General features: G+C 42.4%; 24 protein-coding genes and 5 pseudogenes. 20 read left to right on the top strand and 9 right to left on the bottom strand.

Annotation, left to right across the window (positions count from 1 at the left end; translation table 11 throughout):
- Both NYZ99_RS02225 and NYZ99_RS02220 read left to right on the top strand, forming a co-directional pair.
- A complete protein-coding gene (locus NYZ99_RS02225; RefSeq protein WP_260573271.1) occupies nucleotides 1-396 on the top strand; it encodes a group III truncated hemoglobin in 396 nt (131 codons plus the stop codon).
- 92 nt (nucleotides 397-488) lie between these two features.
- Nucleotides 489-1,880 carry a Gfo/Idh/MocA family protein gene (locus tag NYZ99_RS02220; RefSeq protein ID WP_260573270.1) on the top strand — a complete coding sequence of 464 codons (1,392 nt, stop codon included), beginning with the start codon at nucleotides 489-491 and terminating at the stop codon, nucleotides 1,878-1,880.
- A gap of 59 nt (nucleotides 1,881-1,939) precedes the next feature.
- On the opposite strand, the gene NYZ99_RS02215 is transcribed toward NYZ99_RS02220, so the two are convergent.
- Nucleotides 1,940-2,761, bottom strand: a complete 822-nt coding sequence (locus NYZ99_RS02215; RefSeq protein ID WP_260573269.1) for a universal stress protein — start codon at nucleotides 2,759-2,761, stop codon at nucleotides 1,940-1,942.
- Nucleotides 2,762-2,785: 24 nt separating this feature from the next.
- A pseudogene (gene hemN / locus NYZ99_RS02210) lies at nucleotides 2,786-4,148 on the bottom strand (oxygen-independent coproporphyrinogen III oxidase).
- Between the two features lie 203 nt (nucleotides 4,149-4,351).
- Between hemN and NYZ99_RS02205 the strand changes: the two are divergent.
- The 6 genes and pseudogenes from NYZ99_RS02205 (at nucleotide 4,352) to NYZ99_RS02190 (ending at nucleotide 8,975) form a co-directional block, all read left to right on the top strand.
- A complete protein-coding gene (locus NYZ99_RS02205; protein ID WP_260573268.1) occupies nucleotides 4,352-5,227 on the top strand; it encodes a nucleotidyltransferase family protein in 876 nt (291 codons plus the stop codon).
- 513 nt (nucleotides 5,228-5,740) lie between these two features.
- On the top strand, nucleotides 5,741-5,893 hold the full coding sequence (locus NYZ99_RS21040) for a hypothetical protein (protein ID WP_338039246.1): 153 nt from the start codon (nucleotides 5,741-5,743) through the stop codon (nucleotides 5,891-5,893).
- A 25-nt stretch (nucleotides 5,894-5,918) separates the two neighbouring features.
- On the top strand, nucleotides 5,919-6,242 hold the full coding sequence (locus tag NYZ99_RS21035; protein WP_338039245.1) for a hypothetical protein: 324 nt from the start codon (nucleotides 5,919-5,921) through the stop codon (nucleotides 6,240-6,242).
- Between the two features lie 78 nt (nucleotides 6,243-6,320).
- The gene (locus NYZ99_RS21030; RefSeq protein WP_338039244.1) at nucleotides 6,321-6,602 is read left to right on the top strand and encodes a hypothetical protein; all 282 of its coding nucleotides are present in this window, start codon (nucleotides 6,321-6,323) and stop codon (nucleotides 6,600-6,602) included.
- A 21-nt stretch (nucleotides 6,603-6,623) separates the two neighbouring features.
- Nucleotides 6,624-7,619 carry a glycosyltransferase family protein gene (locus tag NYZ99_RS02195; protein ID WP_260573267.1) on the top strand — a complete coding sequence of 332 codons (996 nt, stop codon included), beginning with the start codon at nucleotides 6,624-6,626 and terminating at the stop codon, nucleotides 7,617-7,619.
- A gap of 8 nt (nucleotides 7,620-7,627) precedes the next feature.
- A pseudogene (locus NYZ99_RS02190) lies at nucleotides 7,628-8,975 on the top strand (GH1 family beta-glucosidase).
- A 156-nt stretch (nucleotides 8,976-9,131) separates the two neighbouring features.
- On the opposite strand, the pseudogene NYZ99_RS02185 reads toward NYZ99_RS02190, so the two are convergent.
- Together NYZ99_RS02185 and NYZ99_RS02180 are read right to left on the bottom strand one after the other, a co-directional pair.
- Nucleotides 9,132-10,309 (bottom strand): annotated as a pseudogene (locus NYZ99_RS02185) (acyl-CoA dehydrogenase family protein).
- A gap of 50 nt (nucleotides 10,310-10,359) precedes the next feature.
- Nucleotides 10,360-11,073, bottom strand: coding sequence for a tRNA1(Val) (adenine(37)-N6)-methyltransferase (locus NYZ99_RS02180; protein ID WP_260573266.1), 714 nt, complete (start codon nucleotides 11,071-11,073; stop codon nucleotides 10,360-10,362).
- A gap of 115 nt (nucleotides 11,074-11,188) precedes the next feature.
- On the opposite strand from NYZ99_RS02180, the gene NYZ99_RS02175 reads away from it, so the two are divergent.
- The gene (locus NYZ99_RS02175) at nucleotides 11,189-13,096 is read left to right on the top strand and encodes a CHRD domain-containing protein (RefSeq protein WP_260573265.1); all 1,908 of its coding nucleotides are present in this window, start codon (nucleotides 11,189-11,191) and stop codon (nucleotides 13,094-13,096) included.
- 125 nt (nucleotides 13,097-13,221) lie between these two features.
- On the opposite strand, the gene NYZ99_RS02170 is transcribed toward NYZ99_RS02175, so the two are convergent.
- From NYZ99_RS02170 to NYZ99_RS02160, 3 genes and pseudogenes are all read right to left on the bottom strand, one after another.
- Nucleotides 13,222-13,344 (bottom strand): hypothetical protein, encoded by a 123-nt coding sequence (locus NYZ99_RS02170; protein WP_260573264.1) that lies wholly within the window; start codon nucleotides 13,342-13,344, stop codon nucleotides 13,222-13,224.
- A complete protein-coding gene (locus NYZ99_RS21025; RefSeq protein WP_338039482.1) occupies nucleotides 13,331-13,519 on the bottom strand; it encodes a hypothetical protein in 189 nt (62 codons plus the stop codon). The genes NYZ99_RS02170 and NYZ99_RS21025 overlap by 14 nt, the downstream gene beginning before the upstream one ends.
- Nucleotides 13,514-14,667, bottom strand: a pseudogene (locus NYZ99_RS02160) (sulfatase family protein); the annotation flags it as partial. The pseudogene NYZ99_RS02160 and the gene NYZ99_RS21025, both read right to left, overlap by 6 nt.
- Nucleotides 14,668-14,747: 80 nt before the next feature.
- On the opposite strand from NYZ99_RS02160, the gene NYZ99_RS02155 reads away from it, so the two are divergent.
- Genes NYZ99_RS02155 through NYZ99_RS02130 form a run of 6 tightly spaced genes read left to right on the top strand, consistent with a single transcriptional unit; the run spans nucleotide 14,748 to nucleotide 18,621 of the window.
- Nucleotides 14,748-15,224: a DUF7133 domain-containing protein gene (locus NYZ99_RS02155; protein ID WP_260573263.1), complete on the top strand. Its 477-nt coding sequence runs from the start codon at nucleotides 14,748-14,750 to the stop codon at nucleotides 15,222-15,224.
- Nucleotides 15,136-16,083, top strand: coding sequence for a DUF7133 domain-containing protein (locus NYZ99_RS02150; RefSeq protein WP_260573262.1), 948 nt, complete (start codon nucleotides 15,136-15,138; stop codon nucleotides 16,081-16,083). The genes NYZ99_RS02155 and NYZ99_RS02150 overlap by 89 nt, the downstream gene beginning before the upstream one ends.
- The gene (locus tag NYZ99_RS02145; RefSeq protein WP_260573260.1) at nucleotides 16,016-16,846 is read left to right on the top strand and encodes a c-type cytochrome; all 831 of its coding nucleotides are present in this window, start codon (nucleotides 16,016-16,018) and stop codon (nucleotides 16,844-16,846) included. The genes NYZ99_RS02150 and NYZ99_RS02145 overlap by 68 nt, the downstream gene beginning before the upstream one ends.
- Before the next feature lie 18 nt (nucleotides 16,847-16,864).
- Complete coding sequence (locus tag NYZ99_RS02140; protein ID WP_260573259.1) at nucleotides 16,865-17,554, top strand: discoidin domain-containing protein; 690 nt, start codon at nucleotides 16,865-16,867, stop codon at nucleotides 17,552-17,554.
- Nucleotides 17,555-17,579: 25 nt separating this feature from the next.
- Entirely contained in the window at nucleotides 17,580-17,825 is a 246-nt protein-coding gene (locus tag NYZ99_RS02135) for a hypothetical protein (RefSeq protein ID WP_260573257.1), read from the top strand.
- Nucleotides 17,800-18,621: a sugar phosphate isomerase/epimerase family protein gene (locus tag NYZ99_RS02130; RefSeq protein WP_260573256.1), complete on the top strand. Its 822-nt coding sequence runs from the start codon at nucleotides 17,800-17,802 to the stop codon at nucleotides 18,619-18,621. Before NYZ99_RS02135 ends, NYZ99_RS02130 begins: the two co-directional genes overlap by 26 nt.
- Here NYZ99_RS02130 and rimM read toward each other — a convergent pair.
- Nucleotides 18,618-19,144 (bottom strand): annotated as a pseudogene (gene rimM, locus NYZ99_RS02125) (ribosome maturation factor RimM). The gene NYZ99_RS02130 and the pseudogene rimM overlap by 4 nt on opposite strands.
- Before the next feature lie 88 nt (nucleotides 19,145-19,232).
- Complete coding sequence (locus NYZ99_RS02120) at nucleotides 19,233-19,736, bottom strand: 30S ribosomal protein S16 (RefSeq protein WP_338039243.1); 504 nt, start codon at nucleotides 19,734-19,736, stop codon at nucleotides 19,233-19,235.
- Between the two features lie 434 nt (nucleotides 19,737-20,170).
- Here NYZ99_RS02120 and NYZ99_RS02115 point away from each other — a divergent pair, with 434 nt between their 5' ends.
- From NYZ99_RS02115 to NYZ99_RS22710, 5 genes are all read left to right on the top strand, one after another.
- Entirely contained in the window at nucleotides 20,171-20,470 is a 300-nt protein-coding gene (locus NYZ99_RS02115) for a PA2169 family four-helix-bundle protein (protein ID WP_338039242.1), read from the top strand.
- Nucleotides 20,471-20,637: 167 nt separating this feature from the next.
- Nucleotides 20,638-22,539 (top strand): DNA polymerase III subunit alpha, encoded by a 1,902-nt coding sequence (locus NYZ99_RS22725; RefSeq protein WP_420845175.1) that lies wholly within the window; start codon nucleotides 20,638-20,640, stop codon nucleotides 22,537-22,539.
- Complete coding sequence (locus NYZ99_RS22720) at nucleotides 22,536-22,937, top strand: hypothetical protein (RefSeq protein WP_420845174.1); 402 nt, start codon at nucleotides 22,536-22,538, stop codon at nucleotides 22,935-22,937. The genes NYZ99_RS22725 and NYZ99_RS22720 overlap by 4 nt, the downstream gene beginning before the upstream one ends.
- An 8-nt stretch (nucleotides 22,938-22,945) precedes the next feature.
- Nucleotides 22,946-23,581 carry a hypothetical protein gene (locus NYZ99_RS22715; protein ID WP_420845173.1) on the top strand — a complete coding sequence of 212 codons (636 nt, stop codon included), beginning with the start codon at nucleotides 22,946-22,948 and terminating at the stop codon, nucleotides 23,579-23,581.
- Nucleotides 23,559-24,482, top strand: a complete 924-nt coding sequence (locus NYZ99_RS22710; protein WP_420845172.1) for a helix-hairpin-helix domain-containing protein — start codon at nucleotides 23,559-23,561, stop codon at nucleotides 24,480-24,482. The genes NYZ99_RS22715 and NYZ99_RS22710 overlap by 23 nt, the downstream gene beginning before the upstream one ends.
- Nucleotides 24,483-24,514 lie beyond the last annotated feature (32 nt).

The raw sequence follows: 24,514 nt of genomic DNA, 5'->3' as shown, positions 1-24,514 counted from the left end.
ATGAGCGGCAATCCGGATATCAACACCCGAAAAGATATAACACTCCTTGTAAACACTTTTTATGAAAAAGTGCGGAAAGAGGATACCCTAGGGCCCATTTTCAATGGAATCATTTCTGATTGGGATGCCCATTTGGAAATCTTGACCGATTTTTGGGAATCCCAATTGTTCCTTAAAAGAAAGTATACCGGCGACCCTATTAAGGCCCACATAAAGACCGATAATTTTATGGGAAACACCATGTCCATGGAACACTTTGGTATTTGGTTAAACCTGTGGTTTGCCACAATAGACGAGCTATTTTCAGGGGATACGGCCTGGATAGCGAAGAATAGGGCCCGCAAAATGAATACAATGCTTTTTCTAAAGATATTTGAACATCGGGCGGCCAAATAACAGTTCCTAAGGTTTTCACTTCGGATTTATCGTTTAAAAATTCCTATTTTTAAAACCGACGAATTCAAATAGTAACCAAGCCCGTTTAGTTTATGAGCAAGAAAAACGCCCGAAGATCCTTTTTAAAAAAGGCTACCTTGACCTCAGCCGCCGTAACATCAAGTCCATTTCTATTAGCCTCCGGCTTTGAGGAAAAATTGATACTGAGCAGAAATCATACACCCAATTCCTTTTCGGCCAATGACCACATCAACCTTGCACTTATCGGCACGGGAATCCAAGGAATTTATGATACGCAGACCGCTTTGAGAGTGGATGGCGTGCAATTAGTTGCTGCGTGCGATTTGTACACAGGCCGATTAGAAAGGGCAAAGGATCTTTGGGGAGCATCCATTTACACAACAAGGGATTATCGGGATATATTGAATCGAAAGGAAATCGATGCCGTCATTATTGCCACCCCGGACCATTGGCATCAAAAGATCACTATCGATGCTTTGAATGCAGGAAAACATGTGTACTGTGAGAAACCCATGGTACAAAAACCTGAGGAAGGTCAGGCCATCATCAACGCACAAAAAGTAAGCGGAAAGATTTGTCAGGTCGGGAGCCAAGGCATGTCCTCCCTTGGGAATGAAAAGGCAAAACAATTATATGAAGAAGGGGCCATTGGCGACTTGGTCATGTTGGACATGTACAACGACCGTTACTCGGCAGAAGGTGCCTGGCAATATCCCATCCCTCCCGATGCCGATACAAAAACCGTTGATTTCGATACCTTTCTAGGAAAAGCGCCCAAAGTTCCTTTTGAGCCCAAACGCTTTTTTAGATGGCGAAACTATAGGGACTATGGGACCGGAGTTGCAGGGGATTTATTCGTTCATGCATTTTCTACCTTAAACCACGTAATCAGTTCCATGGGTCCTAACCGTGCCCTTGCAACCGGCGGACTCCGTTATTGGAAAGATGGACGGGATGTGCCGGATGTTTCCATAACCTTATATGATTATCCTAAAACCGATACACATGCGGCCTTTAATGCGGCCTTTAGAATCAATTTCATTGCCGGCAGCGGAGGCGGGGGAGGCTTTAAACTAATCGGTACCGAAGGGGAAATGGAAGTCGGACAAAATTCGGTCACCGTTAGACGTTCCAAATTAAGTATGATACCCCATGGATACTCCATGGTTTCATTTACCGAGGAAATGCAGGAAAAGATAAGAGCTGGTTATGACTTGGATACCTTAGAACCAAGAACGTCTTCCTTAAGCACAGGCACTACTACTTGGGAGGCGGAACGTGATTATAAAGGAGGCCACTATGATCATTTCAACAATTTCTTTACCGCTATTAGAAACAACGGTTCCGTAATCCAAGACCCAACTTTTGGGCTTAGAGCGGCCGGCGCAGCACTATTGGCGAATGACAGCTACTATACCCAGCAACCCGTAAACTGGGATCCCGTAAATATGAAGCTGATATAAAAAAAGGGTGCCTACGCACCCTTTTCAACCAACTAAAAACTGTGATTCCTTGCTCCTAACTAAATCTTAAAGGTGACCACAGGTAATGTTGCATGGTTAGCAATGTCTTCCCCTATGCTGCCCATGAAGAAATGGGACAGTCCCTTTCTACCATGGGTGGGAACTCCGATCATATCGGCATTGCTCTCCATTCCAAAATTCAGTACGCCTCGTTCCACATTGTAGTCGTTGTAGATGGCAATGAGAAGTTCAAATCCGACCAGGTCACAAAAGGATTTTATCCGTTTTTGTATTTCGGCGGTGCTTAAAAAATCGTCACCTGGGGTATTTATATACACTAATTTTAATTCGGCGGAAAAAGCATCGGCTATTGCCTTGGCCCTTTGTAAGGCATGAATGTTTTCGCTTTTTAAGTCACAGGCAAAAACAATCTGCTTCGGATTAAAATCCGATATTTTAGACTTTATTACCAAAACGGGTATGTCTGAATTTCTAACCACCTTTTCCGTGTTGAATCCTACAAACATTTCCTTGAGTCCGTCCGCACCCTGACTGCCCATTACAATCAAATCCACATCGTTTTCCTCGGCAACTTCGCTAATCTCACCAAATACCTTATAGTGTTTTATTATCGGCTCTACCTTTACACCTTCCAAGTAAGGTTTGTCCAAGAATTCATTCAATCGCTTTTCTGCCAACTTTATCAAGAAAACAGTCTGTTCCGGGTGAAAACCTTCGGTGGAGGTCAGCATCGCCTGATTCAATTCTAGCATGTGCAACACATACAGAGTGGCATCGTGCTTTTTTGCAATAGAAGCCGCAACCTCAAAAGCATACTCGGATATTTCCGAAAAATCTATGGGAACAATAATACTTTTCATTTTTACAAGATTTAGGTTAAACAATCAAATGGTCATGGAGAACAGTCTTGTCTCCGGTGTTTTTTCATGCAATTTCAAATCGAACGCCATACATATATTTCGTACAAACGGCCGACCTTTTTCGGTAATTCGTAATTGGTATTGGGTCATTTCCGAAGTCCGTCCTCCCGCATCTCCTTCAACCTGTCCATTACCATAGGTAGTGTCTTGAACTGCATAGATTCCTTGAACCAAATAGTTTCAAGTTGACACATTAAGTTAAGAATGTGCTTCCTTATGATCCTATCCTCATCGGTTAAAATATGGCCTCTAAAAATGGGAATAATATTGTTTTCCACCAAGTGCTGATATTCCTCCAAACTCTTGACGTTTTGCGCAAAACCATACCAACTATCGCTAATACTGGAGGCTCCAAGACCCACCATTAATTTTGTTTTGGAAGCCGTGTAACCCATAAAGTTTCGGTGCAGTTTTCCACTTTGCATGGATTGATACAGACTATCCGTGTCCAAGGCAAAATGATCCATACCTATTTCAGTATACCCGGCCTTTGCCAGCTCCAACTTGCCAGCTTCATATTGTTCACGCTTCTCTTCGGCTGATGGCAAATCGGAATCCTTATAACCACGCTGACCATTTCCCTTGAGCCAAGGCACATGAGCGTAACTATAAAACGCCAATCTATCTCGGCTTTAAGGATTTCGTTTTTTCAATGGTTTCGAGTACGTGCTCCAAGGTTTGGTGCGGTAACCCAAAAATGATATCGTGACCAATGGATGTATACCCAATTTCCCTGGCCCACTCCGTAACGTTCTTCACATTTTCAAAGGATTGTACCCGATGGATGGCCTTTTGAACGGTCTCATTATAATCCTGTACGCCATAACTTACCCGTCTAAATCCCACATCGTACAGGGCCTGAAGGTGTTCCTTTGTCGTATTATTTGGGTGTCCCTCGAAACTAAATTCGTAGTCCTCTGCCCTATCGGCCCTTCTAAAAAGTCCGTTGATAAGCAATTGTAGATTCTCTCGGACTAAAAAACGTTGGAGTCCCCCTCCCAAATGCAACTCCTTGATTATAGGTCTTTGATCAAACAACTCCAAATAAAGGGACCATTCCTTCAACAAGGTCCGTATGTAAGGAACCTCAACATCATGCCTTTTGGTGATACGTTTATGGCACCCACAAAACGTACACATGCTCTCACAAAAGGGAAGATGAATGTATAGACTGATGCCCTCCTTAGAATTCGACTCGGAAAAACTTTGCCTTACCGTGGCTTCCCATTTTTTCCCGTGAAAACGATTGGATATCCCAAAAAGGTACCGTTGGATAACTGGTATACCTAGGACCTGGAATATTATATTTTTGAATAAGACTGCACATAGTTGGTTTGAATATGGTACAAATCTACTCTTGACACCGCCCAAAAAATATGATAATTGTCAGTTTCCCCGCTATCAGTGGGTCGATGGTTATTTCATTATGGTTACATTAATGTTACCTTTATAGAGTTTCCTGAATGGTTTAGCCAATTCTTCCCATCTATTTTGAAACAATCCTTATTTTTGCGTCCTAAATTTGAAATCATGACATTACTTTTAATGGCCGCAGGTAGCGGAAGTAGATATGGAAAACTAAAACAATTTGATGATTTAGGGCCCGAAGGGGAATTTCTCATGGAGTTCGCCATCTACGATGCACTACAAAACGATTTTGAACAAATCGTGGTCATCACCAAAAAAGAAAATGTATCTTTTTTGGAAGACTATTTAAAGGAAAGATTACCCAAACATATAAAACTAAATGTGTTAGCCCAAGAGCTTACGGATTTGCCCGACGGTGTAGATTATAAGGGTGACCGTCAAAAACCTTGGGGAACCGCACACGCCGTATGGACAGCCGTAAATGTCATCAATGGATCTTTTGTGGTCTTGAATGCAGATGATTATTACGGACAGGCCGTTTATAAAAAGGCTGCCGATTTTATAAAATCAAATAACGAAGCCTATGCCCTTCTAGGGTATACCCTTAAAGATACACTATCCGAACATGGCTCCGTATCCCGAGGTGTTTGTAAGGTTGAAGGAGACAACTTGGTTTCCGTGAATGAGCGATTAAAATTGGTTCAACAGGGCGACAAAATTGTAGATGAGGACACAGGTCCGGAGTTTACTGGTGATGAACAGGCCAGTATGAACTTTTGGGTTTGCAGACCTTCCATTTTCGATAAGATAAATACTGAATTAAAGGTATTCCTGCAGGATGAGAACAAAATAGCATCCAGCGAGCTGTATTTACCTTTTATGATTCAAGAAATGCTTCAAGCAAATGAAGCAGAAGTTAAGTGTATTCCATCCGGGGCGGAATGGTTTGGTGTTACGTACGCCAGCGACCGTGAAAAGGCCGTAGAGAACCTACAGTCCAAAACCGATCAGGGACTTTACAAAACGCCTCTGTGGTAGAAAATAATCTAATTATTAAAAAGGCCGGTAGGAATAACTATCGGCCTTTTTTAATGCACCACATTTACGAATGGCGCAAACTAAAAAGAGTCCGGCTTTTTGGAACCGAGACTCTTTTACGAGAACACTATATGAAAATGAAAAATTATTTACTTTTTTATTACGTTGTAAATGTAAAAGCTTTCTATTCATATTAGAACTAATTGTTGTAAGATAGGTTCTATTTGTTGTCAACTTCCTTTTATCTGTGGTTTAGCAATTTATCTCACCTCAGTACTATTTTACAAATAACCTTTTTGACCCTTCCGGCTCTAAAAATCTTAACAATCAGCTAACTAAAAGATAAGTCGTAGGTAACCTAAAATGTAGTTTTAATATCAAACTTTGTATGCAGAGATATTCTTTGGATGAAAATTAGACTGCAGGATTCTTCCTTCTTTACCGCAACTTTTAAAGAAAGTCCCTCTACCACTCCTATAATCCAAAAAAATACCAACCTATTTTATATCATAGATGAAAAAAAGACCTGTTGACATCGTGGTCATATCTGATGTGCATTTAGGCACCTACGGATGCCACGCGAACGAACTATTACAATACCTAAAGTCTATTGCTCCTAAGGAAGTAATCCTAAACGGCGATATTATAGATATCTCGGCAGTTTAGTAAACGCTACTGGCCCAAATCGCACATGAAGGTCGTCAAGTACCTTATGGGTTGGATTGCAAAGGGTATCAAAGTACATTACATCACGGGCAACCATGATGAAATGCTTCGGAAATTTACAGGATTTCAAATGGGTTCGTTAAGTATCGTCAATAAAGTGGTTTTGCCCATTCATGGAAAAAAGGCGTGGTTCTTTCACGGTGATGTATTTGATGTGACCATGCAACACTCAAAATGGGTGGCCAAACTTGGAGCCAAAGGGTATGACTTTTTAATCTTATTGAACAGGGCCATAAATTTTTTGAGCAAACAATTGGGTAGTGACCCATTTCCATGTCCAAAAAAATAAAGAACGGTGTCAAATCGGCTGTTAAGTTCATCAATAACTTTGAAACCACAGCCTCTGAAATCGCCATTGAAAATGGTTATGAATTTGTTGTTTGTGGCCATATACATCAACCGAGAAATACGAAAAATTACAACGGAAAAAGGTGAAGTAACCTATTTGAATTCAGGGGATTGGATTGAAAACCTAACTGCCTTGGAATATGTTAACGGCCGATGGGATCTTTATTCTTTTTTTGCTGATCTAGGTATAAAAAACCTAACGGAGGATTCTGATGAGGAACACCCCGTTCTCGAAAAAGCCGAACTGTTCCAAAGCCTTTTGGACGAATTCAGGATCAGCGGATTGGTCAAGGCCAAATAATAGTAAAATAAGAGAGGGACTATGCGGGTATTATATGCCATCCAAGGTACCGGAAACGGCCATTTAAGTAGGGCAAGGGACGTTATCCCAGCCTTGCTTGAAGAAAAAGTAGATTTGGATATATTGATCAGTGGCACCCAAGCCGATATTGATCTACCTTATTCGATTAAATACCGATGCAAAGGTTTGAGCTTCATTTTTGGAAAAAAAGGAGGTGTGGATATGTGGAAGACCTACGTGAAATCGAACACCTTGCGATTGCAAAAGGAAATCCGAAGCATTCCGATCCAGGACTACCATTTGATCATCAATGACTTTGAGCCCGTTTCGGCATGGGCCTGCAAACTGACCGAAAAACCTTGCTTTAGTTTCAGCCATCAATCGGCCGTGCTATCCAACAACGCCCCTAAACCAAAGAAAAAGGACAGCCTGGGTAAAATGATACTAAAGAACTATGCGCCCGGCAGCCATCATTTCGGACTACATTTTAAATCGTACGACGAAGATATTTTCACGCCAATTATCAGGACCGATATTCGAAATGCAAAGGTTTACGAGGGGGAACATTATACAGTCTATCTTCCATCTTACAGCGATGGAAAAATCATTCATTTTCTTTCACAAATACCCAATGTAAAGTGGGACGTTTTTTCCAAGCACAACAACCAAGAAACGGTTACCAAGAATTTAAGCATACGTCCCATTACCAACGAGGCCTTTGTGGAAAGTATGGCATCAAGTAAGGGCGTTCTTTGCGGTGCCGGTTTTGAGACCCCCGCTGAAGCCATATACATGCAAAAGAAGCTATTGGTGGTGCCTATGAAAGGGCAATACGAACAACAGTGCAATGCGGCCGCTTTACAGGAAATGAACATTCCCGTCATTAAATCCCTAAAGGAAAAGCACCTGCCCAAAGTCATGGATTGGGTGGCATCCAGTAAGAAAATTGAAGTAGATTACCCAAATATTACCGGTGAAATAGTTCAAAAACTACTTCAAAAAAGCTTGCAGGGATAAGTCTCCAAATGACGAAAAAGATTCACTCCTCAGATTTTGGCAAGGATTTTATTTGGGGGGTCTCCACGGCCGCTTTCCGGATTGAGGGGGCCCATGACAAACATGGTAAAGGGCCTTCCATTTGGGATGTTTTTACCTCAAGGAAGGGAAAAATTCGGGGAAATGATACTGCCAAAACCAGTTGTGATTTTTACCACAGGTACAAAGAAGATATCGACCTGATGAAATCCTTAAATATCCCAAATTTTAGGTTCTCCATTTCCTGGAGTAGGATTTTGCCTACTGGAACGGGTAAAATAAATCCGGAGGGAATTGCTTTCTATAACAAGGTCATCGACTATTGTCCGGAACAGGACATAACTCCTTGGGTTACCTTGTACCATTGGGACTTGCCCCACGTCCTTGAGCTGAAAGGAGGTTGGACCAATAGGCAAATCATAGATTGGTTTGGGGAATACGCCGAGGTTTGTGCCAAAACTTTTGGCGACAGAGTAAAGCATTGGATGGTACTGAACGAACCTATGGTGTTTACCGGCGGCGGCTATTTTTTGGGAGTCCATGCCCCGGGAAAAAAAGGAATGCGCAATTTTCTTCCTTCCGTTCATCACGCGCAATTGTCCCAAGCGGTTGGGGGACGCATGATTCGAAAATGGATTCCGAGATGCTAAAATTGGAACTACGTATTCGTGCTCCTATATCGTACCAAAAAATAAATATCCAAAGAACATCAAAGCGGCAAAAAGGGTTGATGCACTTTTAAATCGACTTTTCATAGAGCCTGTCATAGGTCTTGGCTATCCAAAAAAAGATTTGCCAATCTTAAAAAAACTAAAGCCTTATATCCTCCCAGGCGATATGGAAAAATGTCGTTTTGAATTTGACTTCATCGGCATACAAAATTATACGAGGGAGGTAGTACAACACAGTTATTTTATACCTTATATCAGAGCTAAAATCATTGAAGCACCTAAAAGAAAGGTAAATACCACGTTGATGGATTGGGAAGTATATCCACCTAGTATCTATGAAATGATACGCAAATACAACGAGTATTGTACTATGCCGAATCTTATCATCACGGAGAACGGTGCCGCCTTTCGGGATACTTTCTCAAAAGGAAAAATCAAGGATAAAAAAAGAAAGAAGTTCCTCAAGGACTACTTGGAGCAAGTACTAAAAGCTAAAAATGAAGGCTTAAACGTCCATGGGTACTTTGTATGAATCCTCACCGATAATTTTGAATGGGCCGAAGGCTATCGCCCCGGTTTTGGATTGATCCATGTTGATTTTAAGACGCAAAAACGCACCGTGAAAAAATCGGGAAAGTGGTATAAAAGCTTTTTAAAAGTTTCCTAGCAATCCTTATTATGGGACATATAAAATAGAAAAGCCGATGCTCCCATCGGCTTTAGCTAACTAACTCAAAAAATTACATGAATCTTATCAAATGCAGGACAAAAGTAAAACCAATATTCGGTGCAATGTTAAGCTAACCTAAGCAATTGGTTATGTTTATTTAAATGCCTGGTGTCCGGTAATATCCGCTCCAGTAATCAATAGGTGAATATCATGGGTACCCTCATAGGTAATCACGCTCTCCGGATTCATCATATGCCTCATAATGCTGTAGTCTCCGGTGATTCCCATACCTCCCAATACTTGTCTAGCTTCCCTGGCAATATTGATGGCCATTTCCACATTGTTTCGCTTCGCCATGGAAATCGGGCCGTCGTGGCCCTACCCTCATTTTTTAGTTGCCCCAATCGGAAAGCCAGTAATTGGGCCTTGGTAATCTCGGTAATCATTTCGGCCAATTTTTTTTGTTGGAGCTGAGTGGCGGCTATGGGCTTGCCAAATTGAACACGTTCCTTGGCGTATCGTAAAGCTGTATCATAACAGTCCATGGCAGCACCGATAGCTCCCCAAGAAATTCCATATCTAGCAGAATCCGGACACCCTAACGGAGCCCCTAAACCCGATTTATTGGGTAATAAATTTTCCTTGGGAACTTTGACGTTATCAAAAATAAGTTCGCCGGTAGCCGAAGCCCTTAGTGACCATTTATTATGCGTTTCCGGCGTAGAAAATCCTTCCATGTCACGTTCCACTATTAATCCGTGAATTCTTCCCTCCTCGTTTTTAGCCCAAACAACGGCGATATCCGCAAAAGGTGAATTGGAAATCCACAGTTTCGCCCCATTCAACAAATAATGATCCCCCATATCCTTGAACTTGGTCTCCATACCTCCGGGATTGGAGCCGTGGTTGGGCTCCGTTAAACCGAAACAGCCCATCATCTCACCACTCGCCAATTTTGGAAGGTACTTTTTACGTTGTTCTTCGGTACCATACGTATAGATAGGATACATTACTAAAGAGGACTGAACGGATGCAGTAGAGCGTACACCACTATCACCCCGTTCAATTTCCTGCATGATTAGTCCGTAACTGATTTGGTCAAGGCCAGCTCCGCCGTATTCTTCAGGAATGTACGGGCCAAAAGCGCCTATTTCTGCTAATCCTCCGATAATTTGTTTGGGAAATTCGGCCTTTTGGGCATACTCTTCAATTATAGGAGAAATATCCCTTTTCACCCATTGCCTGGCCGCATCACGTACCAATTTGTGTTCATCGGACAACAAATCGTCCAAATGATAATAATCAGGTGCTTCAAATAAGTCGCTTCTCATAGATACAATTTAAAGGTCTTGTAAAAATATAACATTAGACAAACAAAAAGTTACATTTTTAAGTAAAAGTCTTTGGTCAGGGCTACATATTCATTCGTATACAGATGTCTTTCCTTTTCTATTGTCAATTCTTCCTTTTTTACTACAACCTTTGTTCTTGAAAACTCGATTAAGCTTCGCTTATAAGGAGCATCCTTATGCCCTTTAACATTACAGGTTCTCATTGCATACAATCCTTTTCCGTAGGCAAGTTTGATGAACTCTTCGGATTCCTTGTATGGAATAATAACTGAAAAACGACCTTCATCGGATAATAATTTAGAAGCGCCATCAATCAATTCTGTAAAAGGAAGAGCCTCATTTTGGCGTGCCCAGTCTCTAGCTGTATCTCCACTTGTTACTTTTTCACTATAAAATGGTGGATTGCTTACTATCAGGTCGTATTCATCCTCTATTTCATCCATGAACTCGTCCAATCCCGCATGGTAGCAATAGAGTCGGTCGCCCCAAGGTGAAGCCTCAAAATTGTCGACACACTGTTCGTAGGCATTTTCATCGATTTCTATGGCATCGATTGTAGGCGCATCGCATCTTTGGGCCAACATTAAGGAAATAATGCCGGTCCCAGCGCCAATATCCAATATAGATTGTGGTTTGTGTTCGACAGTTGTCCAAGCGCCTAGCAGGACACCATCGGTTCCAATTTTCATGGCACAACGTTCTTGGTCAATTTTAAATTTTTTAAAGCAAAAAGTATCCTTCAACGAATTGTTTTTTGGAATGTATTGAAAATGGAAAGGGCCATAGGTTCAAAAAAAATAAAAAAACCAAACCCCTTGGAAATTCTTCCGTACATAAACATACATAAAAACAATTATTATGAAACTAAGAAAAACAATCAGATTTATCCTGCCCATAGTCATGGGCGCAATGCTCTTCACCTCCTGTAGTGATGACGATGGTGATTTTATACCTCCAATAATCGATGGTGGAGATTCCGAAACCTATCAACTAAGCTCCGTTTCCAATCCTGATATTACAGGTACCGCAAAATTCGTAGACAACGGGGACAATTCCATTACCGTTGAATTAGAACTACAGAATACGCCGAGTGGTGGAATGCATCCAGCACACATTCATTTTAATACGGCCGCAGAAGGTGGGGATATTGCCATTACTTTAGGAACCGTAGACGGTTCCACCGGCATGAGTTCCGTTACCTTTTCAACACTGGATGATGGTACAGCCATTTCCTATGAAGAATTGTTGGATTTTGATGGATATATTAATGTACACACTAGTGCAGATGACCTAGGAACGTTAGTGGCGCAAGGTGATATTGGGCAAAATGAGTTGACCGGCGACACCAAGGTTTATGAACTAGGAAGCGTGGCTGTTGAAGAAATTAGCGGTACGGCAACATTTTCAGAACGTGTTAATGGGGAGGCCTTGGCGACTATAGTATTGAACAATACGCCGGCAGATGGTATGCACCCAGGACATATTCATATGAATACGGCCGCAGAAGGCGGTGATATCGCATTTACCTTCAATCCAGTGGATGGTGCTACAGGGATGAGTAAAACAAACGTTTCCAACTTGGACGATGACAGTGATTTTGGTTATAACGATGTCCTTACGTATGATGGATACATCAATATTCATTTAAGTGCCGATAACCTGGCAACTTTAGTAGCACAAGGTGATATAGGACAGAACGAATTGACCGGTGAAGCCAAAACCTATGAATTAGGTTCTGTAGATGTTGAAGGTATTGATGGTACGGCCACATTTGAGGAGAGAGTTAATGGTGAGGCTTTGGCAACCATCATGTTGAATAATACTCCGGAAGATGGAACTCACCCTGGACATATACATATGAACACTGCAGCGGAAGGTGGGGATATTGCCTTTACCTTTAACCCAGTGGACGGTGCCACCGGAATGAGTAAGACCAATGTGGCTGCTTTGGACGATGATACCGCCTTTGGTTATGCCCAAGTTCTTGAAGTTGATGGTTATATAAATATTCACTTAAGTGCCGACGATTTGGCCACTTTAGTAGCGCAAGGAGATATCGGTCAGAATGAATTGACCGGGGAATCCAAAACCTATGAACTAGGTTCCGTTGCGGTACCAACTATTTCCGGTACGGCTACCTTCGCTGAACGCCTCAATGGAGAGGCTTTGGCAATCATCATGCTGGATGGAACCCCGGATGGTGGAATGCATCCCGGACATATTCACGGGAATAGTGCAGCAGAATCTGGTGACATTTTGTTTACCTTCAATCCTGTTGACGGAACTACGGGGATGAGCAAAACCAATGTAGCTACTTTGGATGATGACTCCGCTTTTGGATATGATGACATACTTATCATTGACGGATATATCAATATTCACTTAAGTGCCGATGATTTGGGTACCCTAGTAGCGCAAGGGGATATTGGTGAAAATGAACTTACCGGCACTTCAAAGACGTATGCTTTGAATACAGTGGATGTTCCCGGAATAAGTGGAAACGCCACCTTTTTTGAAAGGGTAAGCGGAGATGCCCTAGCAGTTATCGAACTGACCGGAACTCCTGCTGATGGAGTGCATCCCGCACATATTCATGCCAACAGTGCCGCTGAAACCGGCCCTATCATCTTTACCTTTAATCCTGTAGATGGAACAACGGGTATAAGTAAAACCCATGTGGATATTTTGGATGATGAAACACCTTTCAGTTATCAAGGTGTGCTGGATGTTGATGGATACATTAATGTACATTTAAGTCCGAGATGACTTGGCTACCTTGGTTGCACAAGCAGATATTGGAATCAATGAGTAATTAAAATTCATGAAACCTAAATAAAAAGGCGACCGAAATTCGGTCGCCTTTTTTAGCTTATAATGGTCTTGAAAATCACCTATTTGACCTTACCAGGCTCCCTTCTTTCGGTACCCTCAATACCTTTAAGGCTGTCGCCAAGCTCGGCACGCATTTCGTCTGCCATTGTTTTTATTTTTTCAACAACTTCACGGATGCTCATTTGCTATATTTCTTGTTTCACTTTCATCTTTCTCCAAATCATACAGCTCAATTTCTTCCAAATCAACCATTTTATAATTACCTGGCAGACCATCCTTTCCAAGTTCCTGACCCTCCATAGTTCTGTACGTGTGTGGAAAATACAGTTTCCATTTTCCATATCGTACACCGAACAATTCATTTACCCGATAGTAATAGAAATAAGCTTCTTGAGGGCTATCATCGGTCTTTCCAGTGAATAAACCCCAAGCACTTTTACCATCGATTTTCTTTTTAGGCAACTTCGCTTTGGTCGCCTCCACAATGGTAGGCAAAATATCGATAGCCATGACCGGGGCGTCGACCACTCTTCCTACAGGTATTTTCTTAGGGTACTTGATCAAAAATGGTTCCCGCTGTCCCCCTTCCCAGGCCGTACCTTTACCTTCCCTAAGTGGATAGGCACTACCGGCATGGTTACCATAGGAAAGCCACGATCCGTTATCAGAAGTAAAAATCACCATGGTATTTTCGGTCAATCCGTTTTCCTCCAAGGCTTTTAGAATTTCCCCAACCGACCAGTCCAACTCCATGATTACATCCCCGTACAAACCCCTCCCCGATTTTCCTTTAAAGGTATCGGAAACGAATAAAGGAACGTGTGGTTGTGGATGTGGTACATACAAAAAAAAGGGAGTGTCCTTATTCTTGTTGATGAAATCCACGCTCCTCTTTGTAATCCTTTTGGTCAGGTCGAATTGGTCTGTTAACGTGTCCAAAATTTTTGTGTTTTCATACAGATACAGTGGTCCAAAATTAAATACAGGCCCTTGTTGGGGATGTAAAGGCCACATATCATTGGAATAGGGTATACCAAAATACTCATCAAACCCATGGTTATTGGGCATCAGTTCCGGAGCATCGCCTAAATGCCATTTCCCAAAAATTCCGGTGGCATAGCCTTGATCTTTTAGGATTTCAGCTATGGTAGTCTCCTCAGGATTCAAGCCAATTTCACTGTTGGGCATCAATGCATTATGAATACCGATTCTATTGGGATAGCAACCGGTTAAAATTCCGGCTCGGAAGCAGAACATACCGCTTGTGCTGAGTAAAAATTAGTAAGTTTAAGCCCTTCCTTGGCTATTTGATCCAAATTGGGGGTATCGATATCGTCGGCACCAAAAACTCCCACATCATGATATCCTTGGTCATCCGTAAAAATTAAAACAATGTTGGGCGAAACACTAGTTTGGTTCTTATCTATATTTTTGCCCGATTCTTGACAAGATGATACAAAAACAAAGATAAAAAAGGTTATTCCTATAAAATTTAATTGTTTCATTGACACTTTTTCAATAAAGTCATAGTTAAAATGCTTGTAAGATGCTATGAATATAGTTAATTTCCGAACTTAGTTTAAGAATGACCCAGGCCAAAATGTTAATGACCAAGAAAAATAGCCATCGACAAAGCGTTTGTAGTTTTGTCTTTTTTTTACCCCTTCTATTTGCCTTACTTAGTGTAAGTTGTACTTCCGAGAAGAAAGAAAGGGATGCCATTGCTGATGTTATTTCTTCCATGTCCGATTCCCTTCCGGTTGTTTCCCTTCCCGAAGGTGTTGACCCGGAGCATGAAGATTGGAAAGGGGCAGATTTGGAACCCAAATCACCGGTTCTTCCCCTATATCCGGAAGAAGAAGCCAAAAAGTTTTTGTTGCCGGAAGGATATCACATAGAACCCATCCTTACCGAACCTCAAATTGAACAACCCGGAGCCATCGCTTTTGATGGTAATGGTAGAATGTTTGTGCTTGAATTACGCACGTATATGCTTACGGCTGATTCTGACGGTACTTTGGAACCAACGAGTAGAATCTCCGAGATGGGAGGATACGGATAATGACGGGGTTTATGAATCAGGAACGGTCTTCGTGGACAGTCTTATTTTTCCCCGTTTTGTACTGCCCTATGGAAAGGATGCCGTACTGACCATGAATTCAGATGAGGATAATGTTTACAAGTTTTCGGACACCAATGGTGATGGCAAAGCCGACAAAAAGGAGTTGTTCACTACAAATTACGGTAGATCAGGCAACGTTGAACACCAACAAGCCTTTATGTACTACAACATGGATAATTGGCTATATAGCACTTATAATGCCTTTCGGGTCAGGGAAACACCTACAGGGGTTATTCGTGAAAATACGGGGTACAATAGAGCACAATGGGGTGTAACACATGACGATGATGGCAAGGTTTGGTTCCTGGGAGGTGCCAGTGGACTTCCTTCACAATTTCAACAACCTGTTCATTACGGTAATTTCAATTATGAAGACAATTATGCCGAAGGCTTTGAGGAACCTTGGGGCGCCCCTGTCTTGATAGGTGACCTCCAAGAAGGAATGGACCGGGTACGTGAAAACAATGGTGGCCCCAAACGGGTTACCGGAGCAGCTGGAAACGATATTTATCGGGGCGATAGATTACCAAAAGAATTATATGGGCAATTGTTCTATGGAGAACCTGTAGCCCGGATTGTTCGACAGGTTGATCCGGTGGTCCACGAAGGCATCACCACCTTGCACAACGCATTCCAAAATGAAAAATCAGAGTTCCTGCGTTCCACTGGATCCCTTGTTTCGTCCAGTAGATATGACGACTGCGCCGGACGGCACACTTTATATAACGGATATGTATCATGGCATCATCCAAGAGGGACAATGGGCACAAAAAGGTACCTACCTACGAGCAAAAATTGAACAATATCAATTGGACAAGGTCATTGGTTTAGGACGTATATGGCGGATTATCCATGATAGCATGGAACGGGACAAGACGCAACCGAACATGCTCAATGAAACGCCCGCACAACTTGTCAAGCATCCGGAACACCCCAATGGTTGGTGGCGTGACCAGGCGCAGCAATTGATTGTACTGTCCCAAGACAAAAGTATAGTTCCGGCACTGGAAAGGATGGTACGCGAAAGTGATAATCTGTTGGCCCGTGCCCATGCCCTCCGGAGTTTGGAAGGACTTTCTTCTCTTAGACCTGAAATGGTTAAAGAACTCCTGAACGATCCAAATCCACGTATTCGGGTACAGGCGCTACGGGTGAGTGAAACCCTTTATAAGTCGGGCAATAAATCCTTTGGGGACACTTATTTAAAAATGCTAAAGGATGATAATGTGGACGTGGCCCTGCAGGCTATTTTAACGGCGCATATTTTAGAGGTTCCTTCTTTGGACCAGTCCTTAACAGCACTCCTCAAAACTAATAGAGCAAAAGGAATACAGACCATAGGAACACAAATACTGGAACCTAAAGAAGTTAGGAATTGGTGGGAGGTGGGAAACAACCAACTTACGGATGCACAGAAAAATTCATTGGAAAAAGGGCGGGTAATTTTCAACGAATTGTGTGTTCAATGTCATGGAAACGATGGCATGGGTACACATGTGGGCGACGGCTTGGTCATGGCGCCACCTTTGAGTGGTTCGGCTCGAGTACAAGCGCACCCGTAATACGCCATAAAAACGGTCATGCACGGACTTGAAGGCCCTCTTGAAGGGAAAACCTACCCAGCAGGCATTATGGTGGGCAATGAAGAACAGTCTGACGAATGGATTGCAGCTATTGTATCTTATATCCGTACCAACTTATCCAACGAAGGAACCTTAGTTACGGCAGATGATGTAAAAAAAGTAAGGGACAAAACCACGGGAAAAGATGCACCATACACCTATGAAGAATTAGTACATTCCGTGCCTCAGATACTGATTCCTAACGAAGGTTGGAAAATTACGGCCAGCCATTCCGTCCCTACTCGCATAGGTGGTAGGGCATCGCCCAATAGTGCTTTCAACTTTGAAGGATGGAGTACAGGCGGTAACCAGGAAAAGGACATGTGGTATCAAATTGAATTTCCGGAGATTATGAATATTTCCGAACTTCACTACAATGCAACCCCTATATCAAGAGGTTGGCGACCCGATGCTCCCCCTCCTTTGCATACCTATCCCCGTGGTTATATTCCGGAAACATCCACAGATGGAAATTCTTGGAAGGAAATTAAAAATGGCAAGGGCGAGCAGGCCGATGTGTCATTGGTATTTGAACCTATTGAGACAAAATTTGTACGTATGAAACTTACTGAGAATTTTGGATCTCAGGAAGACCATGAAATACCATGGTCTATGCGACAAATGAAAATTTATGGATATGTCAAATAAATATTTAATATAAAGCACTAGTATTATGAACAAGAAAAAACATACGGTTTCAAGAAGAAATTTTATTGCAAGCTCTTCTGCCTTGGCCTTGGGCACAACCTTGTTAGGTCCAAACCTTTTTGCCAATAACAGCTTAACATCCATCAAGCCAAATTCTAAGATAAAGGGTGTACAAATTGGGGTGATCACCTATTCCTTTAGAAGTATGCCGAGACCAAAGTGCGGAAGCTACACTGAAATATATATTGGATTGTGGCATCAGTGCAATTGAGCTTATGGGCGACCCTGCGGAATCCTTTGCTGGAAAACCGGAAAGTCCAGTAGATAGGTATACTTTTTTTGGGTTCATGCGAAAGAGTAGAAATGGGGAACTAACAGCCGAAGAAGAAAAGGAGTTTGACAATCTTAAAAAAGAGATGGCCGCATACAATTCGCAGGTTGCAGAATGGAGATCCAAAGTTTCCATGGACAAATTCGAAGAATTGAAAAAGATGTACAACGATGCCGGGGTGAGTATTTATGCCTTTAAACCCAGTGCCTTTGGCAAAGACAATACAGACGACGAAATCAACTATGGATTCAAGGCGGCCAAAGCTTTAGGGGCCTCCCATGTTACCCTGGAACATCCCAGTGATGACGAACATACCAAAAAACTAGGGGAAATGGCCGCCAAACATGGAATCTATGTAGCGTACCACGGCCATACCCAACAAACACCCACCTTTTGGGACACAGCCTTGGAACAATCCAAATACAATGCGCTTAACTTGGATTTAGGACATTTTGTTGCTGCTGGAAATGAAGCCCCCTTGAATATTATCAAGGAAAAACACGATCACATCAAAAGCATGCACGTAAAGGATAGGCAAACTCCTGAACATGGCCAAGGCAATGTGGTTTGGGGCCAAGGAGACACTCCTTTAGTGGATGCCTTGCAAATGATGAGGGACAACAACTATTCCTTTCCCGCTACAATAGAATTGGAATATGATATTCCCGAAGGTTCGGATGCCATTGCCGAGGTAAAGAAATGCTTGGCATTCGCCAAAGAAGCACTGGAAAGTTAAGAAAGATAAAGGTCTACCGGACCTTCCGAGTAGAAACGTAAATGCTTTTGCCTTGACGGTCTACTTTTTTAATAATTTCATCATTGATGGGGACCAACAATTGTTTGTCCCCTTTTCTTATTTCAAAAAGTGCTTGGGAAGTGGCATCGTTCACTCCTTCAATAACACCAATATCTCCATGGATATCGTCCAATACAGCAAATCCGATAACTTCGTGATAATAAAACCTATTTCCCGATAGTTTGGGCAACATAGTTAAGGGAAGGTAAAGTTCACAGCGCATGATTCTGTCCGCATCGGACTCGTCCTTCACTTCTTCAAAATCGATACGAAGTAAGTTGGATTTGTGAAGGCGGGAACGTTTAATAAAAAATGGAACCAGATTGTTTCCCAATGAAACAAATACTGATTCCATATTTTCGTAAATCTCGGGGTCGTCTGTGTCCAACTTAACTAGGACTTCACCCTTAAAACTATATTTTGAAACGATTTTGCCTAGGTAGAAACAATCTTCCTTTCGCATCGTTAAAACTACTCGCCTTCTTTTGGAGCTTCTTCCTCTTTCATCTCAGGAGCGGCAGGAGCCTCTTCCGGTACTTCAGGTGCTTCCTCTACAGCTTCAACTTCTTCCTCTGCACTTTCTCCTTCCGAGTTTCCGGAAGTGCAGCAGCCGCAGCTTCAGCAGCTCTCTTCTCATTTATTTCTTTTTCAGCAGCCAATGCTTTTGCCTTGGCTTCTTCTTTTGCTTTGTCCAATCCACCTTTTTTAGCATCTATGGCAGCCTCCTTTTCAGAAATCCATGCATTGAATTTTTCCTCTACTTGATCTTCCGTCAAAGCACCTTTGGCAACACCTCCTAATAAGTGTCTCTTTAAAAGAACTCCTTTGTAAGAAAGAATCGCTTTTGCAGTATCTGTTGGTTGCGCACCGTTTTGTAACCATTTAACAGAACTATCAACATCCAGCTCTATCGTAGCAGGGTTCGTATTAGGATTGTAGATTCCTAATTTTTCCAAGAATTTTCCATCACGTTTGGCTCTTGAATCAGCGGCAACCACCCAATAAAATGGTTTACCTTTTTTACCGTGTCTCTGTAATCTAATCCTAACTGGCATATCATATTAATTTGTAGGGTGCCCGACCCTTGGTTATTAATTCTATTTATCCTTGAAAAAGGGCTGCAAATGTAATTTAATTAGTTTGATTTGGCAACGAATAAAGCTAAAAAATCAATTCCAGGATGTTAAATACATTAAGACACTCTCGCAAATAACGTTAAACCTATGCAAACCCCCCCGTAAATACTTGTGTTCCCGAGAAATTCTTATATCTTAGTTAGTGTAGTTATTGAGAGACAATAACGATAGTAAATTTAAATGATAAGAGACATTATGAAGTATTCAGAAAAAATTTCAAATAGATTAAACGACTTACTAACCGAGAACATATGATGCCGAGAAAGGCTATAAACTAGCACAAGATAAGGTAAATAATCCAACCGTAAAGAAATTCTTGGCCGATAAAGTTCAACAGCGCTATAATTTTGGCCATGAGCTCAAAAAGGAAATACAGACCTTTGGCGAATTGCCGAGATAAAGGCGGAAGCATCAAAGGAGACCTACACAGGACTTGGATGAATTTCACTACTACTTTCACCAGCGATGATACCGAAAGGATATTGGAGGAAGTTGAAAGAGGGGAAAAAGCAAGTCCGGAAGAGTACAATGAAATCTTAAATGACGATGACATGGTGCTTGCTCCTTCGACTGAGAATATGCTGAAAAAGCATAGAAACGAAATAAAGGAAGCATTGAACAATGCCAAGATATATGAAGAGGCAGTCTCCTAAGCATTATATTAAATTTGCTGAAAAAGCGGACGTTAAAACGTCCGCTTTTTTTCGTTCATAACTTATAAAAACTCCCTTTTCCTCGACCAACTCTTTTCTGTAATTTTAAAGTTCCTTTTTAACGTTCCGTTCCGGAGCGTATAGACGCTAATTTATAGGATATACGTATGTACTTAATCTTCGATACCGAAACCACAGGATTACCAAAACGCTGGGACGCCCCCATTACCGATACGGACAACTGGCCCCGATGTATCCAAATTGCATGGCAATTGCACGATGCCATGGGCAACTTGTTGGACCAACAAGATTATTTGGTAAAACCCGAAGGTTTCAATATTCCTTATGATGCCGAGAAAATACATGGTATCTCGACCGCATTGGCGGAACAGGAGGGGGTTCCTTTGGCCGAGGTATTGGAAAAATTCAATATCGCCATGTCCAAGACCAAGTTCATCGTGGGACAAAATGTTGGTTTCGATGTCAATATCATGGGGACAGAGTTCCATAGAAAGGGCGTTGAAAATCCATTGCAGGAACTTCCCGTTTTGGATACCTGTACAGAACATACAGCGGAACTCTGTCAAATCCCGGGCGGACGTGGGGGAAAATTTAAGCTCCCTACCCTAACGGAACTTCATGAGTTTCTCTTCAAGGAGCCTTTTGCGGAAGCCCATAATGCTACAGCAGACGTTGAGGCTACCACAAGATGTTTTTTAGAGCTTGTTCGGCTAAAACAATACACGGCCGAGCAATTGGACGTTCAACCCGATTATTTCAAGAATTTCTCCGAGGCCAACCCCCAGGAAATTCAACTCATCGGTCTCAAGCACATCAATCTAAAAAAAGCGTCCAAAAAAATCGCGGATGCCCTTTGGGAGAAAGATACCGGTGGCATTTCCAAAGAAGAGATCAAAGAGAACTTGGCTACCCTGGAGACTGCTAGTTTTGCCCACCTCCACAACCATACCCAATTCTCCATTTTGCAATCCACCATCAGTGTACCTGATCTCATTGCCGCTACCGCAAAGGCAAAAATGCCCGCAGTGGCCATAACGGACCATGCTAACATGATGGGCGCCTTTCACTTCGTAAACGGCATCATAAACCATAATAGCGGGGTAACGGCCAGGAACGAAGAACATAAGAAACGCTATGAGGCCACCCAAAATGGCACCTTGGAAGAAGGTCAAGAACCACTTGATATCCTACCCGAACCCGAACTTGAAATAACACCCATTGTGGGCTGTGAGTTTCAGGTATGTGAAGATCACACTAATAAAACGCAAAAGGATAATGGGTACCAGATTGTCATGCTTGCAAAAAACAAAAATGGATATCTAAACTTGGCCAAAATGTCTTCCATTGCCTTTGTGGACGGTAAATATTATGTACCAAGAATCGACAAAAAAATTATTGAACAATACAAGGAAGACATCATAGTCCTAACGGGGAACCTTTATGGCGAGGTACCAAGTAAAGTTTTAAATGTAGGTGAAAACCAGGCGGAGGAAGCCTTATTATGGTGGAAAAAAACCTTCGGTGATGACCTATACATGGAAATTATGCGTCATGGTCAGGAAGATGAAGATCGCGTCAACCAAGTATTGATTCAGTTTGCCCAAAAACATAAGGTAAAGTTGGTGGCCACCAACAACACCTATTACGAAAAAAAGGAAAATGCTCACGCACATGATATTTTGTTATGCGTAAAGGACGGGGAAAAGCAGTCGACCCCTATTGGTAGGGGCCGCGGCTATCGATATGGACTTCCAAACCAAGAGTACTATTTCAAGTCCTCGGATGAAATGAAAGAGCTTTTCAAGGATATTCCCGAGGCCATTATCAACATTCAGGAAATCGTTGACAAAGTAGAAACATTCACTTTGGCTAGGGATGTCTTGTTACCCGCTTTTAATATCCCCGAAGAGTTTCAGTTCGAAGAGGATAAATTAGATGGAGGAAAACGTGGTGAAAATAAGTACCTACGGCACATCACCTATGAAGGTGCCAAAAAGAGGTATGGTGAAATCACCCAGAAATTGATGAGCGTCTCGATTTTGAGTTGAAAGTCATTGAAAAAACAGGGTATCCCGGTTACTTTTTGATTGTAGAAGATTTCATAAGGGCCGCAAGGGAAATGGGGGTTTCGGTTGGACCCGGCCGGGGTTCTGCTGCAGGTTCCGCAGTAGCTTATTGTCTCCGGATAACCAATTTGGATCCGATCCAGTATGATTTGCTGTTTGAGCGCTTTCTAAATCCGGATCGTATTTCCATGCCTGATATCGATATCGACTTCGATGATGAGGGACGTAGCCGTGTAATGGATTACGTTATAAATAAATACGGATCAAATCAAGTAGCCCAAATTATCACCTATGGCACCATGGCCGCCAAGTCCTCTATACGAGACACCGCCAGGGCCTTGGACCTTCCATTAGGTGATGCGACCGTATGGCCAAATTGATTCCCAATATGTCCAAGCTCAAAAAGATAATGGGGGTCGATGAGAAAATCTTGAGAAGCAAGTTTAACAGTGACGACCTGGTCAAAATAAACGAACTATTGGCCATTTCCGAAGGTGATGGCCTTGAATCTGAGACGTTGAACCAGGCGTATGTTTTGGAAGGTTCCGTAAGGAATACAGGAATACATGCCTGCGGGGTTATTATAACCCCGGACGATATTACCAAATTCGTACCGGTGGCCTTAGCGAAGGATTCGGATATGTACTGTACCCAGTTCGATAATTCCGTGGTGGAAAGTGCCGGACTACTAAAAATGGATTTTCTAGGCCTTAAAACGTTGACCCTAATCAAGGACACCGTTAAGATTGTAAAGGCCAAACATGGCATTGAACTGGACCCGGAGAATTTTCCCTTGGACGATGAAAAAACGTATGAACTTTTTCAACGCGGAGAAACCATAGGGGTGTTCCAATACGAATCCCCCGGGATGCAAAAACACATGAGGGCATTAAAACCCACAGTTTTTGCGGATCTTATCGCCATGAATGCTTTGTACCGCCCAGGTCCGATGGAATACATTCCAAGCTTCATTGCCGTGAAAACATGGAACCGAGGAAATCGTGTACGACTTGGAGGCTTGTGAGGAGTATCTTTCTGAGACCTATGGAATTACGGTTTATCAAGAGCAAGTGATGCTTTTATCCCAAAAATTGGCAGATTTCACAAAAGGTGAGGCGGACGTGCTGCGCAAGGCCATGGGGAAAAAGCAAAAATATGTGTTGGACAAAATGAAACCCAAGTTTATCCAACAAGCTTCGGCCAAAGGTCACCCGGAGGAAAAACTGGAAAAAATATGGAAAGACTGGGAAGCGTTTGCCGCCTATGCCTTCAATAAAAGTCACTCCACCTGCTACGCATGGATAGCTTATCAAACGGCCTACTGCAAGGCCCACTACCCTGCCGAATATATGGCGGCCGTACTCAGCAACAACATGAACGATATTAAGCAGGTGACCTTTTTCATGGAGGAATGTAAGCGCATGGGCTTGGATGTTCTAGGACCTGACGTCAACGAATCCTATTATAAGTTTGCAGTGAACAAGGACGGGGCCGTTCGTTTTGGTATGGGTGCCATCAAAGGTGTAGGAAAGGGAGCTGTAGACGCCATTGTTGAAGAAAGAAAGGAAAACGGACCTTACAATTCCGTTTTTGATATGGCCAAACGTATCGATCTTAGAGCTGCCAACAAAAAGGCCTTTGAAAATTTGGCACTTGCCGGCGGGTTCGATTCCTTGGGAAGCTCCCATAGGGCACAATATTTTCATAATGATGGGGATGGAATCACCTTCTTGGAAAAAGTAATTAAATACGGTTCCAAGTTTCAGGAGAATCAAAACTCGGCCCAAGTGAGCTTATTTGGCGACGCGAGCGAAGTTTCCATTCCGGAACCGATTGTGCCCCCTTGTGAGGAATGGGGCACCATGGAAAAACTAAGAAGGGAGAAAGACGTGGTAGGTATCTATATCTCTCGGTCACCCTCTTGACGACTTTAAAACAGAAATTAAGGCTTTTTGCA

Source organism: Maribacter litopenaei, from assembly GCF_025244665.1.
Taxonomy (GTDB): domain Bacteria; phylum Bacteroidota; class Bacteroidia; order Flavobacteriales; family Flavobacteriaceae; genus Maribacter; species Maribacter litopenaei.
The sequence above is the reverse complement of the archived record's forward strand: the minus strand, read 5'-3'. Positions and strand labels throughout refer to the sequence as shown.